The organism is Blautia sp. OF03-15BH (assembly GCF_003463065.1).
Lineage (GTDB): Bacteria > Bacillota > Clostridia > Lachnospirales > Lachnospiraceae > Limivivens.
Map to the genome: position 1 here is coordinate 99,834 of NZ_QSCM01000007.1, position 15,002 is coordinate 114,835.

A 15,002-nucleotide genomic window follows, 5' to 3' on the forward strand; every position below is an offset into this window, starting at 1 on the left:
TGTGAAAAAGAAAATGTGAATAAATTTGTGGATATGGTGGATAACTTTTGAGGAAGAGATATGGAAAAAAGAAGAAGCTGTGTATAAAAAAGACGCAGCCATAAGACTGCGTCTTTAAAAACAGGTGTTACTTTCCAAGAATGTGTTCGCCGATCTGGTAAACGTCACCGGCTCCCATCGTCAGCAGAAGATCACCACTCTGGACATTTTCCAGAAGGAAGTTCTCGATGGCATCGAAGGAGCGGAAATAATGGGCAGTGGTTCCGAGGGCTTCGATCTTTTCACGGAGCGTATCGGAACTGATTCCCAGGTTATCTGTTTCACGGGCTGCATAGATATCTGCCAGCACGACTTCATCTGCCATGGAAAGCGCCTTGGCAAAATCGTCCATCAGAGCTTTGGTACGGGTGTATGTATGAGGCTGGAAAACGCACCAGAGCTTTTTATGCGGACAGTTTTTAGCAGCCTTTAAAGTAGCCATGATCTCTGTGGGATGATGTGCGTAATCATCGATGATGGTTACGCCGCCGATCTCTCCTTTTTTCTCAAAACGGCGGTCTGCACCGGAAAAATCAGCCAGGCCTTTTTTCATGGTTTCGATGTCGATCCCCAGAAGATCGCCGAGTGCCAGGGCTGCGGTGGCATTCCATACGTTGTGGATGCCGGGAACGTGAAGAGAAACCCTAGAGACAGGCTGTCCTTTTTTCAGGAAGGTAAACGTGGGATGCGCCTGCTCATCATAGGTAATGTTGGAGGCACTGTAATCACTTTCTGCATTGCTTCCGTAAGTGACGATCCGGCAGGGGAGTCCCTCTGTGATCTTTTCATAATCCGGAATATCACTGTTGATGATGAGGATGCCGTCCTTCGGGAGCTTCTCAGCGAAAAGGCGGAAGGAATGACGGATGTCATCAATATCCTTGAAGAAATCCAGATGATCCGCATCGATGTTCAGGATGATGCTGATGGTGGGGAAAAAGCTTAAAAAGCTGTTGGTATACTCACAGGCTTCTGTGATAAAGGTATCATGGCTTCCTACACGAATATTTCCGTGAATGGCTTTCAGGATGCCGCCGACAGAGATGGTGGGATCCTTTTGGGCAGCCAGAAGGATATGGGAAGCCATGGAAGTCGTGGAAGTCTTTCCGTGGGTGCCGGATACTGCGATAGAGGTTTTGTAGTTTGTCATAAGCTGTCCGAGAAGCTCTGCCCTGGTCATCATAGGGATCCCCTTGGAAACAGCAGCCTGATATTCCGGGTTGTCCGGATGGATGGCTGCGGTATATACCACAAGATCGGTACCGTCTTTGATGTTATCGGCACGCTGACCGTAGGAAATCTCTGCACCGCGGCTGGTCAGAAGATCAGTAAGGGGAGACTCCTTGGAATCGGAACCGGATACGGTAAAATGAGCTGCCAGCAGGATCTCTGCCAGTCCGCTCATGCTGATACCGCCGATACCGATGAAATGGACGTGAATGGGTTTCTTAAAATCTATCTGATACATAATAAAAATCTCCTTATAAAATGTGACTTTTTATTATTATATACTTTTTTACAGCAAATGGGAAGCATTTCTTCGGCAGCCATCTGAAACTGTCCAAATACCAGAACAGACAAAAAACATACCTTTTTTTAGTTAAAATGTTACAGAAAGGGAGAAAAAACGGGACGAATAGTGTAAAACAGACAAAAATATTTTGCAAAATCCTTGTAAGAAAGTATGAATTAGACAATTTTTGTGAATAAATTGTAAAAATTAAGATTTTTATGTTTGTAAAAAACGATAATTTTCGAAAAATACACATCAAATTTTTGTAAAAAGTGTTCACAGATGAAGAGAAGTGTGCTATAATCGTTAATACAATAAATTTACAACAAGAGGTGATAGCGTGATTAAGAAAGAAATGATTGCAATGTTGCTTGCAGGAGGCCAGGGAAGCCGTCTGGGTGTTCTGACAGCGAAAATGGCAAAACCGGCGGTTGCTTTTGGCGGAAAATATCGCATTATCGATTTTCCTCTCAGCAACTGTATTAATTCTGGGGTAGATACAGTAGGCGTTCTGACACAATATCAGCCCTTACGGCTGAATACACATATCGGAATTGGTATTCCGTGGGATCTTGACCGCAATATCGGTGGTGTGACTGTCCTTCCACCTTATGAGAAGAGTGAGAATAGCGAATGGTACACCGGTACCGCGAATGCGATCTACCAGAACCTTAACTATATGGAGAATTATAATCCGGACTATGTACTGATCCTTTCCGGTGACCATATTTACAAGATGGATTACGAAGTGATGTTGGACTTCCATAAAGCAAACAATGCCGATGTTACTATCGCTGTTATGCCGGTTCCCATGGAAGAGGCAAGCCGGTTTGGTATCGTAGTGACGGATGACAAGGCACAGATCACAGAGTTCCAGGAGAAACCGGAACATCCCAGCAGTAATCTGGCATCAATGGGTATTTACATATTCTCATGGAAGGTTCTGAAAGAGGCCTTGGTCACACTGAAAGATCAGAGCAACTGTGATTTCGGAAAACACGTCATTCCTTATTGTTTTGAACAGGGCAAGAAGCTGGTAGCTTATGAGTACAACGGCTACTGGAAAGACGTAGGAACCCTTGGTTCTTACTGGGAAGCAAACATGGAGCTGATCGACATTATTCCGGAGTTCAATCTTTATGAAGAGTTCTGGAAGATCTATACCAGCAGCGAGATCATCCCGCCGCAGTATATTTCAGCAGAGGCGAAGATCGGAAGAAGTATCATCGGAGACGGCGCGGAGATCTACGGTGAAGTGGAAAATTCCGTTATCGGACCTGGTGTAGTCATTGGAAAAGGCACAGTCGTGCGTGATTCCATCATTATGAAAGAAACCACGATCGGCGAAGGCTGTACCATCGACCGCAGCGTTATCGCAGAGAATGTTACGGTCGGTGATCATGTTGAAACCAATGTCGGAGAAGATATCCCGAACAAATTAAAGCCCAAGGTATATTCCTTCTCTCTTACCACCATTGGCGGCGGAAGTGTGATCCCGGCCAATGTGAAGATCGGAAAGAATACAGCCATCTCCGGAGAGACAACACCGGAGGATTATCCGGATGGAGTACTGGAAAGCGGTGAGACTTTGATTAAGGAAGGTGATTTAGCATGAGAGCAGTAGGAATTATTTTGGCAGGTGGCAATAATCACCGGATGAAAGAACTTTCAAATAAACGTGCGATCGCTGCAATGCCTATCGCAGGCAGCTACCGCAGCATTGACTTTGCACTGAGCAATATGACGAACAGCGGCGTTCAGAAGGTGGCCGTTCTGACCCAGTACAATGCCCGTTCCTTAAATGAGCATTTAAGCTCCTCTAAATGGTGGAACTTCGGCCGTAAGCAGGGCGGTATGTTTGTATTCACACCGACTATCACCAAAGAAAACAGCTTCTGGTATCAGGGTACCGCTGATGCGATCTACCAGAACCTGGATTTCCTGAAGAGATGTCATGAGCCGTATGTGATCATCGCTTCCGGTGACGGCGTGTACAAGCTGGACTATAATAAAGTTCTGGAATATCATATCCAGAAGAAAGCAGATATCACCGTTGTATGTAAAGAGCTTCCGCCTGAAGAAGACGTGACCCGTTTCGGTGTGCTGAAGATGAATGAAGACTGCCGGATCGAGGAGTTTGAAGAGAAGCCCATGGTGAGCAACTCCAATATCGTATCCACCGGTGTTTATGTGATCCGCCGCCGTCAGCTGATCGAGCTGGTAGAGCGCTGCGCACAGGAAGACCGTTACGATTTTGTAAAGGATATCCTGATCCGTTACAAGAATCTGAAGAGGATCTACGGTTATAAAATGCAGGGTTACTGGAACAACATCGCAGCAGTGGATTCCTACTACAGAACGAATATGGATTTCCTGAAACCGGAGGTAAGAAACTACTTCTTCCACCAGTATCCGGATATCTATTCCAAAGTGGATGATCTGCCTCCTGCAAAATACAATCCGGGCAGTGATGTGCGCAACAGTCTGGTATCTGCAGGCTGTATCATTAACGGAACTGTGGAGAATTCCATCCTGTTTAAGAAGGTATTTGTCGGCGAGAATTGTGTGATCAAGAATTCCATCATTCTGAATGACGTATATTTAGGCGACAACACGCATATCGAGAATTGTATCGTGGAGAGCCGCGATACGATCCGTGCGAACTCCTACCATGTGGGTGAGGATGACATCAAGATCGTGATCGAGAAGAACGAAAGATACGTTCTCTGATCAGGAACAGCAGTGCGTACAGCCTGCTGTAAGGGCATGCAGAATTTGCCTGCCATCTGGAAAAAGGAGAAAGAGCGAAAGGGGCTAACTAGGAATGCGGATTACAGATGTGAGAGTTAGAAAGGTAGCAAAAGAAGGGAAAATGAAGGCAGTCGTTTCCATTACACTGGATGACGAGTTTGTTGTTCATGATATCAAGGTAATCGAAGGGGAAAAGGGTTTATTTATTGCCATGCCGAGCCGGAAAGCTTCGGATGGAGAGTACCGTGATATTGCTCACCCGATCAACTCTGAGACAAGAGAACGGATTCAGACCATCATTCTGGAGCAGTATGAAAAAGCAGCAGCTGAGACTGTGGAAGCAGTGGAAGCAGCAGAATAAGGGAACAGATCCCGGAAACAGAGAAAAGGAAAGAAGATACCGCAGAAACTGCCGACGTGCATATCTGCGGTATCTTTTTGTATAGAGATACTTGACAGCCAGGAAGAATCATGCTATGGTGATGAAGTTGGACGGTTTTTATTCATTCAGATTTTACGGCATTCTGCCGTGTGATGGGTTCTTTCTGAGTCATCACGTTATTCCAATGAGTACTACAAGTAAAAAGACAAGGAGAGGATGCGTATGGGATCCGTGCGTCCGCCGGCAGGAGACTGCGGGGTTTCTTTTCCTGCAGACAAAAACCATCAGAGAGGATCCTGAAAAAGAAAGGAGCAGCTCATGGAGAAGCTTCTGCATGTTTCCGCCGGCAGTAAACGCACCTTCACCTGAAAAAGTGAATAAGAATGGACATTTGTGGGATAATCCTGTAGAATAAACCTGCCCGGCTTTCAGATTTTCTGGAAGGTGGGCGAAAATGCGTAGGATTGACAGCAGTTTCCGGCAGACAAATAGAGCCGGAATGCATAAGACATAAAGAGAACAGGAGAGAAAAAGATGTATATCATAGCAGGATTGGGAAATCCGGGAAAGCAGTATGAGCATACCCGTCACAACGTAGGATTTGATACTCTGGATAAGCTGGCAGAGAAGTATCACATTTCCATTGATAACCAGAAGCACAAAGCTGTCTGCGGCAGCGGTTATATCGAGGGACAGAAAGTTATTCTGGTAAAACCCCAGACGTATATGAACCTCAGCGGAGAAAGTCTCCGGGAGATCATAGATTTCTATAAGCTGGATCCGGCGGAGGAGCTGATCGTCATTTATGATGATATCAGCCTGGATCCGGGGCAGCTGAGGATCCGGGTCAAAGGAAGTGCCGGCGGTCATAACGGGATCAAGAGCATCATTTCCCACCTGGGAAGTGAATTTATGCGGGTGAAGATGGGAGTCGGAGAAAAGCCGGCCCATTATGATCTGGCAGATTATGTTTTGGGACATTTTCAGAAAGCAGACCGGGAACTGGTGGAAGAAGCCATGGACCGGGCGGTGGAAGCCATTGCCATGATGGTTCAGGGGGACTGTGCCGGTGCCATGAACCATTACAATAAGAAGGTAGAGAGATGAAAGCTTTTACAGAACCCCTGAAAGAACTGGGGGAATTTGAGTCAATACGGGAAAGCCTGAAAAAGAAAAAAGGCATGACAGAGGTGCAGGGCTGCATCGATGCCCAGAAGGCTCATTTTATCTATGGCTGTGGAGAAGATTTTCCTTTTCGGGTCATTGTGACGTACAGTGAACTGAGAGCCAGGGAAATATATGATAATTATCGCTGTTTTGACAGGAATGTGCTGCTTTTTCCGGCACGGGACCTGATCTTTTACAGTGCGGATATCCACAGCAGTCTGATCGTGCAGCAGCGGATCCGGGTACTGGAAAAGATCCTTTCCGGAAAAGGCGGAACGATCATTACAACCATGGGAAGCTGTATGGATCATCTGATCCCGCTTGGGGAATTTCAGAAAAATATCCGTACCATCCGGCAGGACAGCACTCTAAATCTGGAAGAGTTGAAAAAGGAGCTTGTGGCTCTGGGCTATGAACGGATGGGGCAGGTGGAAGGCGAAGGACAGTTTGCCATCCGCGGTGGCATTCTGGACGTTTTCCCGCTGACAGAGGAAACACCGGTCCGGGTGGAACTCTGGGGCGATGAGGTGGATTCGATCCGGAGTTTTGATGTGGAGAGCCAGCGTTCCATTGAAAATCTGGAAGAACTGGTGATCTATCCTGCCACAGAGGTTCCTGCAGATCCTGAAAGGATCGAGGATGGTTTAAAGCGCATGGAAGCCGATGTGAAGACGGCTGAAAAAGCCATGGAAAAGCAGGGAAACCGCGGAGGTGCTCACCGTCTTGGGACACTTTTTGCCGAGACAAAGGAGAAACTCACAGAATTTCAGGGACAGGAAAGCCTGGGACTGGATGGCATGATCGATTATTTCTACAAGGAAACGGTCTGTTTTTCGCAGTATCTGGATCCGGAGAAAACCCTGTTTGTCCTGGATGAACCAAACCGGGTACAGCAGGAAGGAGAAGCCATCGAGGCAGAGTTCCAGGAGAGTATGATGCAGCGGCTGGAAAAAGGCTATCTGCTTCCGGGACAGATGAAGCTCTTGTCCGGGACAGCGACAGCTCTTTCCAGACTGACGGAAAATCATACGCTTGGCCTTTCGACTCTGGATCCGGCCCGCGGGCATTTCCGGGTGGTAAACCAGTACAGCATGTCGGTACGGAGTGTCAACCCTTATAATAACAGCTTTGAGCTTCTGGTAAAGGATCTGGCCAGATGGAAAAAGGATGGCTACCGTGTGATCCTTCTTTCCGGTTCCAGGACCAGGGCGGGACGGCTGGCTGCGGATCTGACGGAAAACGGAGTTACGGCTTTTTATTCGGAAGATATGGACCGGGTGCCGGAGCCTGGAGAGATCATGACGGCCTGTGGAAACATCCATCGTGGCTTTGAATATCCGCTGATCAAATTTGTGGTTATCTCAGAGAGTGACGTGTTTGGAAAAGAACACAAGAAAAAGAAACGGCAGAAGACCTACGAAGGTCAGAAGATTCAGAGCTTTACCGAGCTTTCCGTGGGAGACTATGTGGTGCATGAAAACCATGGTCTGGGCGTTTACCGTGGCATTGAGAAGATCGTGGTCGATAAGGTAGCCAAGGATTACATGAAGATCGAGTATGCGGGAAATAGCTTTCTTTATGTACTGGCTACGCAGCTGGATGCCATTCAGAAATATGCCGGGGCTGACGCAAAGCAGCCAAAACTGAACAAGTTGGGAACACAGGACTGGAATAAGACGAAGACACGTGTACGGACAGCAGTAAAGGCTATTGCCCAGGATCTGGTCAAACTATATGCGGTCCGCCAGGCAAAAAACGGTTTTGTATACAGCGAAGACACCGTCTGGCAGAGAGAATTTGAAGAAGCGTTTCCTTATGATGAGACGGATGATCAGCTGGCTGCTATTGAGGCAACCAAAAAGGATATGGAAAGCACCAAGATCATGGATCGGCTGATCTGTGGAGATGTGGGTTACGGAAAGACAGAAATTGCCATCCGGGCAGCATTTAAGGCCATACAGGACGGAAAACAGGTAGTCTTTCTCGTACCGACCACGATCCTGGCACAGCAGCATTACAATAATTTTGTCCAGCGGATGAAGGATTTCCCGGTACGGGTGGATCTGCTCTGCCGCTTCCGTACACAGAAGGAGCAGACCAGGACACTTGCAGACACGAAAAAAGGACTGGTGGATATCCTGATCGGAACGCACCGGGTATTGTCGAAGGATGTGCAGTTTAAGGATCTGGGGCTTCTGATCATTGATGAGGAGCAGCGTTTTGGCGTGACTCATAAGGAGAAGATCAAACAGCTTCGGGAAAATGTGGATGTGCTGACGCTGACGGCGACACCGATCCCCAGAACGCTTCACATGAGCCTGATCGGTATCCGGGATATGAGTGTGCTGGAGGAGGCGCCAAGTGAACGGGTACCGATTCAGACTTATGTGATGGAATACAATGAAGAGATGGTCCGGGAGGCCATCAGCCGGGAATTGGCAAGGGGAGGTCAGGTTTATTATGTCTATAATCGGGTCAATACCATTGTGGAGATGACAAACACCCTTGCCAAGCTGGTGCCGGAGGCGAATGTGGCTTTTGCACACGGGCAGATGAAGGAGCATGAGCTTGAGCGGATCATGTATGATTTTATCAATGGAGAGATCGATGTGCTGGTGTCTACGACCATCATTGAGACGGGACTTGATATTTCCAATGTCAATACCATGATCATCCATGATGCCGACAATATGGGGCTTTCACAGCTGTATCAGCTCCGGGGCCGGGTAGGACGATCCAACCGGACGGCCTATGCCTTTTTGATGTATAAACGGAATAAGATGCTGAAAGAAGTAGCAGAAAAGAGACTGCATGCGATCCGGGAATTTACGGATCTTGGAAGCGGCTTTAAGATCGCCATGCGGGATCTGGAGATCCGGGGAGCCGGAAATCTGCTGGGAGCGGAGCAGCATGGCCATATGGAGGCGGTGGGATACGACCTCTACTGTAAGATGCTCAATGAGGCAGTCAAAGAACAGAAGGGAGAATGGCAGGAGAACGAAGAATTTGAGACAACCATCGATCTGGATGTAAATGCCTTTATTCCGGAGCGTTACATCAAAAACGAGATGCAGAAGCTGGATATTTATAAAAGGATCGCCGGTATTGAATCAGAAGAAGAGCGGGATGATATGCTGGAAGAGCTCATGGACCGCTTCGGAGAACCGCCCCGTTCCGTACAGAATCTGCTTTCCATTGCAAGCCTCAAGGCGCTGGCCCACCGCTGTTATTTTACCGAGGTGGCGCAGAAAGGTGATTTTATCCGCTTTACCATGTTTGAACATGCCATTGCGGATCCCGTGAAGATCGAAGAACTGGTGAAAAGGGGAAAAGGCAGATTGAAGTTTGTCATTGATACCAATCCCTATTTCCTTTACAGCAAGCCCAGAAAAAGCGGAAACGATAATCAGGATGTACTCTACGTGGTGGGAGAACTTCTGAAGGAATTTCAGGCACTGGTACCGGGAGCAGCCTGTGAAAAAAGTGTGTAAATTCTACAAAATCGTTGCGGGAAGAGGAAAAAAGGGCTATAATAGCAGAAGGTAATGAGACAGGAGGATTCATTTTTATGAACAAATTAGGGAGAAAATTACTGGTAGCAGGTCTGTGTGCCTGCATGGCAGCAGCTTCACTGACCGGCTGTGGTTCCAAGGCAGGAAAGGCAGCAGTTACCGTGGGAGATGATACGGCAAGTCTCGGACTGGTAAATCTGATGCTGCGTTATAATCAGGCACAGATGCAGAGTCTTTATGCTTCTTTCATGGGTGACAATATGTGGGAAACCTATGGCGAGACGACAAAGAATAATGTGGTTGAGAGCATTGAAAATATGTTCCTGATGGAGCAGCATATGAGTGATTACGGTGTTTCTATCACAGATGAAGACAAGACAAAGATCACAGATGCGGCAGAGAAATTCATTGAAACGAACGATGAGAAGACTATGAAAGCCATGAACGCCACACAGGAGAACGTGGAGCGTCTTCTGACTCTTTATACGGTCCAGTCCAGAATGTACAATGCCATCATTGCAGATGTGGATACCAATGTCAGCGATGAGGAAGCGGCACAGAAGACCGTAAAATACGTTCTTTTCAGCACGGCAGGAAGCACCGACGAAGATGGAAACTCTGTGGAAATGAGCGATGAAGATAAGGCTGCCAAGAAAGAAGCGGCACAGAAGCTCCTGGATGCAGTCAAGAGCGGCGAGGATATGGCAGATGCCCTTACGGAGCTGGGAGAGGATCGTTCTCCGGTGACCAGCTCTTACGGCACAGACAATGGTACCCTGAATGATACTCTGAAGGAAGCGGCTGACAAGCTTTCCGACGGTGAGGTGGCAGACGAACTGATCGAGACCGATGGCGGTTACTATGTGCTTCAGATGGTGACAACCTTCGATGAGGAGAAGACCAAAGAGCAGAAGGATACCATCATTTCTCAGAGAAAGAGCGATCTCTATACCACGACTCTGGACGGTTGGAAAGAAGATGCGAAGATCTCCACAGATTCTGACCTTCTGGCAACGCTTGGCTTTACAGATACCTATCAGATGAAGGAAACCGAGACAGAGACTTCCACCGAGACTGCGGCAGAGACAGCAGCTACGGAAGCAGCAAGCGAGGCAGTGACCGAGGCGGCAACCACTGAGGCAGTGACCGAGGCGGCAACCACAGAGGCAGCAACTGAAGCAGCGACTGAGGCAGCAACCGAAGCAGCGACTGAGGCAGCAACTACCGAGGCAGCCACTGAGACGGAGACCGCAACGGAGAAATAAGACAGAGACTTTGCGAGAGACAAGCGTCCTGCCGTTCTTTTGATCTTACAGCAAAAGATGCGGCCGGGCGCTTTTTTCAGGGATAAGGAGGCAGAACGATGGTGACGTATGAAGCATTTGCAGACCTGGTGGATGAGATCGCAGGGAGTCTTCCGGAAGCTTTTTTCCGGGATCTCAATGGCGGTGTGAATGTAAAGGAAGAATGCAGGATCCATCCGGAGTCTCTGCACAATGAACTCATCATTCTGGGAGAGTACTGTACGGATCCTTACCTTGGAAGGATGATCCATATTTATTACGGGTCTTTTATGCGGCTTTATGGAACGCTTGATCCGGGAGCCTTAAAAGAACGGGTGAGAAAGACCGTCCTGCATGAATTCCGCCATCATCTGGAAACGATGGCAGGAGAAAACGGCCTGGCGGTACAGGATGCCCTGGAGCTTGCCGATTACCGCAGACGGCGCCGTGAAACGGAAAACAGTATGGAATCCTGAAGATTCCAAGAAGCCTGAGCCTGGGAAGTAATTTCCCGGGCTTTTTTCATATCGTGCAGCTAGCGGGCACGGTTCTATTGAGTTCGGGCATTCTAAGGGCGGCGTATTCATCGGTGGTGCTTCTCTGTGGGCTCTGAACAACGAGGATGAGGTAAAAGAGGCAGCTGCAGAGATGGCATTTCAAAATTTCAGAAAAAAACTCTTTTCAATTTCAGAAAAAAGAAATATAATTTATGCAAAACATACAAATTATAAATATTTTTCCAGATAAAAACAGGACAACTAACCAAAAGAATGAGAACGCAAGGAGGCAGAACGATGAATACAAAAGTATGGGCACACAGAGGAGCATCCGGATATGCACCGGAAAATACACTGGAAGCATTTGAACTGGCAGCAAAGCAGAAAGCAGACGGCGTGGAGCTGGATGTGCAGCTGAGCAAAGACGGAGAACTGGTGGTGATCCATGATGAGATTATCGACCGGGTAACGGACGGTAAGGGAAAGGTAAAAGATTATACGGTAAGAGAGCTGAAATCCTTCAAAGCCAATCAGACGCATCCGGAATATGCCAATTCCGTGATCCCTACACTGGCAGAGGTGTATGATCTTTTGAAACCGACCGGACTGGAGATCAATGTAGAGCTGAAAACAGGCATCTATTTTTATCCGGATATTGAGAAAAAACTGCTGAAACTGGCCCGTGAGAAAGGAATGGAAGAGAAACTCTGGTATTCTTCCTTTAACCATTACAGCCTGATCCGTATGAAAGAACTGGAGCCGTCTGTACGGACCGGGATTCTTTACGCAGATGGCATTGTAAATGTCTGGGATTATGCGAAAAAGACGGTAGGTGCAGATGCACTGCATCCGCTTTATTACAATATCCAGTATCCGGGATATCTGGAAAAGACCAGAGATCTTGGGCTGAAAACACATGCCTGGACGGTCAACGAAGAGGCAGATATGAAAGCACTTGCAAAAGCCGGAATCGAGGCGATCATCACCAACTATCCGGACAAAGCAAGAAAAATCATTCAGGAAACAGGAGGAACAGGAAATGTATGATGTACTGATCATTGGCGGGGGTGTGACCGGATCAGCGATCGCAAGAGAGCTTTCCCGCTATGATTTGAAGACTGCATTGTTTGAAAAAGGAGAGGACGTCTGTTCCGGCACCTCCAAGGCAAACAGCGGCATCGCCCATGCCGGTTTTGATGCAGCTCCCGGCAGCTGGAAGGCCAAAATGAACATCCGCGGAAGCCGGATGCTGGAGGAGCTTTCCAGAAAGCTGGACTTTCCTTATAAGAGGAACGGTTCCCTGGTGCTTTGTTTTGATGAAAAGGACCGCCCCCATCTGGAAAAACTTCTGGAGCAGGGGAAAAAGAACGGGGTAGAGGGGCTGGAGATCCTGGAGAAAAAAGAACTTCTGGCACTGGAGCCTGCCCTTTCGGAGGCTGTGGTCTGCGCCCTCCATGCACCGACCGGAGGCATCGTCTGCCCTTTCAAACTGAACATCGCCCTGGCGGAGAATGCGGTTGTGAACGGGGTGGAGTTCCATCTGAAGGAAGGAGTGCTGACAGTAGAAAAGGCAGACTTTCCGGAACATGCGGAAGGTTATCGTGTGGTGACGGAGAAAGGAAGCTATGAAACACGGACCGTGGTAAATGCCGCCGGTCTGTACGGCGATGCGTTCCACAATCAGGTCAGTGGAGAAAAACTCCATATCACTCCGCGGAAGGGCGAGTACTGCCTAATGGACAAAAAGGTAGGCCGCCTGGTCTCCCACACGATCTTCCAGATGCCGACAGCCATGGGAAAGGGTGTACTTGTGACACCGACCGTCCACGGAAACCTCATGGTTGGTCCGACAGCCATGGATATTTCCGACAAAGAGGGCGTGGACACCACGGCGGAAGGTCTGGACGAGGTGCTGAAAAAAGCGGCTCTGAGTGTGAAGAGCCTCCCGAAAGGAGTGACGATCACCTCCTTTGCAGGCCTCCGTGCCCACGAAGACGGGGATGATTTTATTCTGGGCGAAGTAAAAGACGCACCGGGCTTTTTTGATGCCGTCGGTATCGAATCACCCGGCCTTACCAGTGCTCCGGCGATCGGGGAATGGATGGCGGAAAGAGTTGTGGAAAAACTGCGGGTGACAAAGAAGGTAGAAGAAAAGCGTGACTTTCAGGAAACGAGAAAAGACATCCCCTGCATCGCCTCCATGGATCCTGCAGAGGCAGCAGAGCTGATTGCGGAAAATCCGGCCTACGGGACGGTCATCTGCCGCTGTGAAAAAGTCACAGAGGGAGAGATCATCGATGCCATCCGCCGTCCGTTGGGAGCCCGTTCCCTGGACGGGATCAAACGGCGCACAAGGGCCGGCATGGGGCGCTGCCAGGCCGGTTTCTGTTCCACGAAGGTGATGGAGATCCTGGCAAGGGAGCTTGGAATCCCACTGGAAGAGGTCACGAAGGCCGGAGGGGACTCCCGGATGCTGACAGGAGGTGAGAGATAATGGCAGAAGGAAGAAAAAGCATGGAAACGGCCCTGGCCATTATCGGCGGCGGACCGGCAGGCCTGGCGGCAGCACTGGCAGCCCGCGAGGCAGGTGTGGAAGATATCCTGATCCTGGAACGTGATTCGGTCCTTGGCGGGATCCTGAACCAGTGTATCCACAACGGTTTTGGTCTCCATACCTTCAAGGAAGAGCTTACAGGACCGGAATACGCTTACCGCTTCATCAAACGGGTGGAAGAAGCAGGGATCCCCTGCCTTACTGACACCATGGTGGTGGACCTGGAAGAAGAAGAGGGCGAAAAATACATCACAGCCATGAACCGTAAGGACGGCATCCTGACGATCCGGACGAAGGCCATCATCCTGGCCATGGGCTGCCGGGAGAGACCGAGGGGAGCCTTGAATATCCCCGGTTTCCGTCCTGCCGGTGTCTATTCCGCAGGAACAGCCCAGCGCCTGGTCAACATCGAGGGAAAGATGCCGGGCAGGGATGTGGTGATCTTAGGCTCCGGTGATATCGGTCTTATCATGGCGCGCCGGATGACACTGGAAGGGGCAAAGGTCCATACGGTAGCAGAGATCATGCCCTATTCCGGCGGCCTGAAACGGAACATTGTCCAGTGCCTGGACGATTTCGGCATTCCCCTGAAGCTGTCTACCACAGTGGTGAAGATCCATGGAAAAGAGCGGGTGGAAGGCGTGACCTTGGCGAAAGTGGATGAGCGGATGAAACCCATTCCCGGCACAGAGGAATACATTCCCTGTGATACGCTGCTCCTGTCGGTAGGTCTTCTTCCGGAGAATGAACTGACGGAGGAGCTGGGGGCGAAGATGTCACCTGTCACCCGCGGTCCCCTGGTCAACGAGAGCATGGAGACGAGCCTATCCGGTGTCTTTGCCTGTGGAAATGTCCTCCACGTCCACGACCTCGTGGATTTCGTGAGCCAGGAAGCGGCCCTTGCAGGAAAAGCTGCGGCGGAATGGCTGAAGGAGAATGGAAACAACGTCACAGAGGCGGACCTGGTGCTGGAGCAGGCGGAGAAGCAGGAGACAGCGGCAGGGCGGATGCAGGCGGAGAAAACAGCCATCACGGTAGAACCTGGCGCCCATGTGCGCTACACCGTTCCATCTAAGATCCGCCCGGACAAAGCCGGTGAAGAGACCCTCATCCGTTTCCGTGTGGACAACGTATTGAAAGACCATTATCTCTGCGTCTCCTACAATGGTGAGCTGATATCCCGCAAAAAGAAACGGATCCTGGCTCCCGGCGAGATGGAGCAGGTAGTCATCCGGCACAGTGATTTTGAAAAATATCCGGAGCTGTCCCGGATCACCGTACACATCGAAGCAGAATAGGAGGGG

11 protein-coding genes are annotated in these 15,002 nt (G+C 49.2%); 10 read left to right on the forward strand and 1 reads right to left on the reverse strand.

Features of this window, described 5'->3' with window-relative positions; genetic code table 11:
* Window positions 1-127: 127 nt before the first annotated feature.
* Complete coding sequence (murC, locus tag DXA57_RS09490; protein ID WP_117766953.1) at window positions 128-1,507, reverse strand: UDP-N-acetylmuramate--L-alanine ligase; 1,380 nt, start codon at window positions 1,505-1,507, stop codon at window positions 128-130.
* 385 nt (window positions 1,508-1,892) lie between these two features.
* On the opposite strand from murC, the gene DXA57_RS09495 reads away from it, so the two are divergent.
* From DXA57_RS09495 to DXA57_RS09545, 10 genes are all read left to right on the forward strand, one after another.
* Window positions 1,893-3,167, forward strand: a complete 1,275-nt coding sequence (locus DXA57_RS09495) for a glucose-1-phosphate adenylyltransferase (protein WP_117766955.1) — start codon at window positions 1,893-1,895, stop codon at window positions 3,165-3,167.
* Window positions 3,164-4,282: a glucose-1-phosphate adenylyltransferase subunit GlgD gene (gene glgD / locus DXA57_RS09500; protein WP_117766957.1), complete on the forward strand. Its 1,119-nt coding sequence runs from the start codon at window positions 3,164-3,166 to the stop codon at window positions 4,280-4,282. The genes DXA57_RS09495 and glgD overlap by 4 nt, the downstream gene beginning before the upstream one ends.
* A gap of 94 nt (window positions 4,283-4,376) precedes the next feature.
* Window positions 4,377-4,664 (forward strand): septation regulator SpoVG, encoded by a 288-nt coding sequence (gene spoVG, locus DXA57_RS09505; protein ID WP_117766959.1) that lies wholly within the window; start codon window positions 4,377-4,379, stop codon window positions 4,662-4,664.
* A 555-nt stretch (window positions 4,665-5,219) separates the two neighbouring features.
* Entirely contained in the window at window positions 5,220-5,792 is a 573-nt protein-coding gene (gene pth / locus DXA57_RS09515; RefSeq protein WP_117766963.1) for an aminoacyl-tRNA hydrolase, read from the forward strand.
* Complete coding sequence (mfd, locus tag DXA57_RS09520) at window positions 5,789-9,343, forward strand: transcription-repair coupling factor (protein ID WP_117766965.1); 3,555 nt, start codon at window positions 5,789-5,791, stop codon at window positions 9,341-9,343. Before pth ends, mfd begins: the two co-directional genes overlap by 4 nt.
* A 77-nt stretch (window positions 9,344-9,420) precedes the next feature.
* Complete coding sequence (locus tag DXA57_RS09525) at window positions 9,421-10,629, forward strand: peptidylprolyl isomerase (protein WP_117766967.1); 1,209 nt, start codon at window positions 9,421-9,423, stop codon at window positions 10,627-10,629.
* A gap of 98 nt (window positions 10,630-10,727) precedes the next feature.
* A complete protein-coding gene (locus tag DXA57_RS09530; RefSeq protein ID WP_117766969.1) occupies window positions 10,728-11,123 on the forward strand; it encodes a metallopeptidase family protein in 396 nt (131 codons plus the stop codon).
* 318 nt (window positions 11,124-11,441) lie between these two features.
* Complete coding sequence (locus DXA57_RS09535; protein WP_117766971.1) at window positions 11,442-12,191, forward strand: glycerophosphodiester phosphodiesterase; 750 nt, start codon at window positions 11,442-11,444, stop codon at window positions 12,189-12,191.
* Window positions 12,184-13,638, forward strand: coding sequence for an NAD(P)/FAD-dependent oxidoreductase (locus tag DXA57_RS09540; protein ID WP_117766973.1), 1,455 nt, complete (start codon window positions 12,184-12,186; stop codon window positions 13,636-13,638). The genes DXA57_RS09535 and DXA57_RS09540 overlap by 8 nt, the downstream gene beginning before the upstream one ends.
* Window positions 13,638-14,996, forward strand: coding sequence for an FAD-dependent oxidoreductase (locus DXA57_RS09545; RefSeq protein ID WP_243005758.1), 1,359 nt, complete (start codon window positions 13,638-13,640; stop codon window positions 14,994-14,996). The genes DXA57_RS09540 and DXA57_RS09545 overlap by 1 nt, the downstream gene beginning before the upstream one ends.
* The last annotated feature ends 6 nt before the right edge of the window (window positions 14,997-15,002 follow it).

Coding starts and splice junctions, on each gene's coding strand:
- DXA57_RS09525 (WP_117766967.1), top strand. CDS start 9,421: ATGAACAAATTAGGGAGAAAATTACTGGTAGCAGGTCTGTGTGCCTGC.
- pth (WP_117766963.1), top strand. CDS start 5,220: ATGTATATCATAGCAGGATTGGGAAATCCGGGAAAGCAGTATGAGCAT.
- DXA57_RS09535 (WP_117766971.1), top strand. CDS start 11,442: ATGAATACAAAAGTATGGGCACACAGAGGAGCATCCGGATATGCACCG.
- mfd (WP_117766965.1), top strand. CDS start 5,789: ATGAAAGCTTTTACAGAACCCCTGAAAGAACTGGGGGAATTTGAGTCA.
- DXA57_RS09530 (WP_117766969.1), top strand. CDS start 10,728: ATGGTGACGTATGAAGCATTTGCAGACCTGGTGGATGAGATCGCAGGG.
- spoVG (WP_117766959.1), top strand. CDS start 4,377: ATGCGGATTACAGATGTGAGAGTTAGAAAGGTAGCAAAAGAAGGGAAA.
- DXA57_RS09540 (WP_117766973.1), top strand. CDS start 12,184: ATGTATGATGTACTGATCATTGGCGGGGGTGTGACCGGATCAGCGATC.
- glgD (WP_117766957.1), top strand. CDS start 3,164: ATGAGAGCAGTAGGAATTATTTTGGCAGGTGGCAATAATCACCGGATG.
- DXA57_RS09545 (WP_243005758.1), top strand. CDS start 13,638: ATGGCAGAAGGAAGAAAAAGCATGGAAACGGCCCTGGCCATTATCGGC.
- murC (WP_117766953.1), bottom strand. CDS start 1,507: ATGTATCAGATAGATTTTAAGAAACCCATTCACGTCCATTTCATCGGT.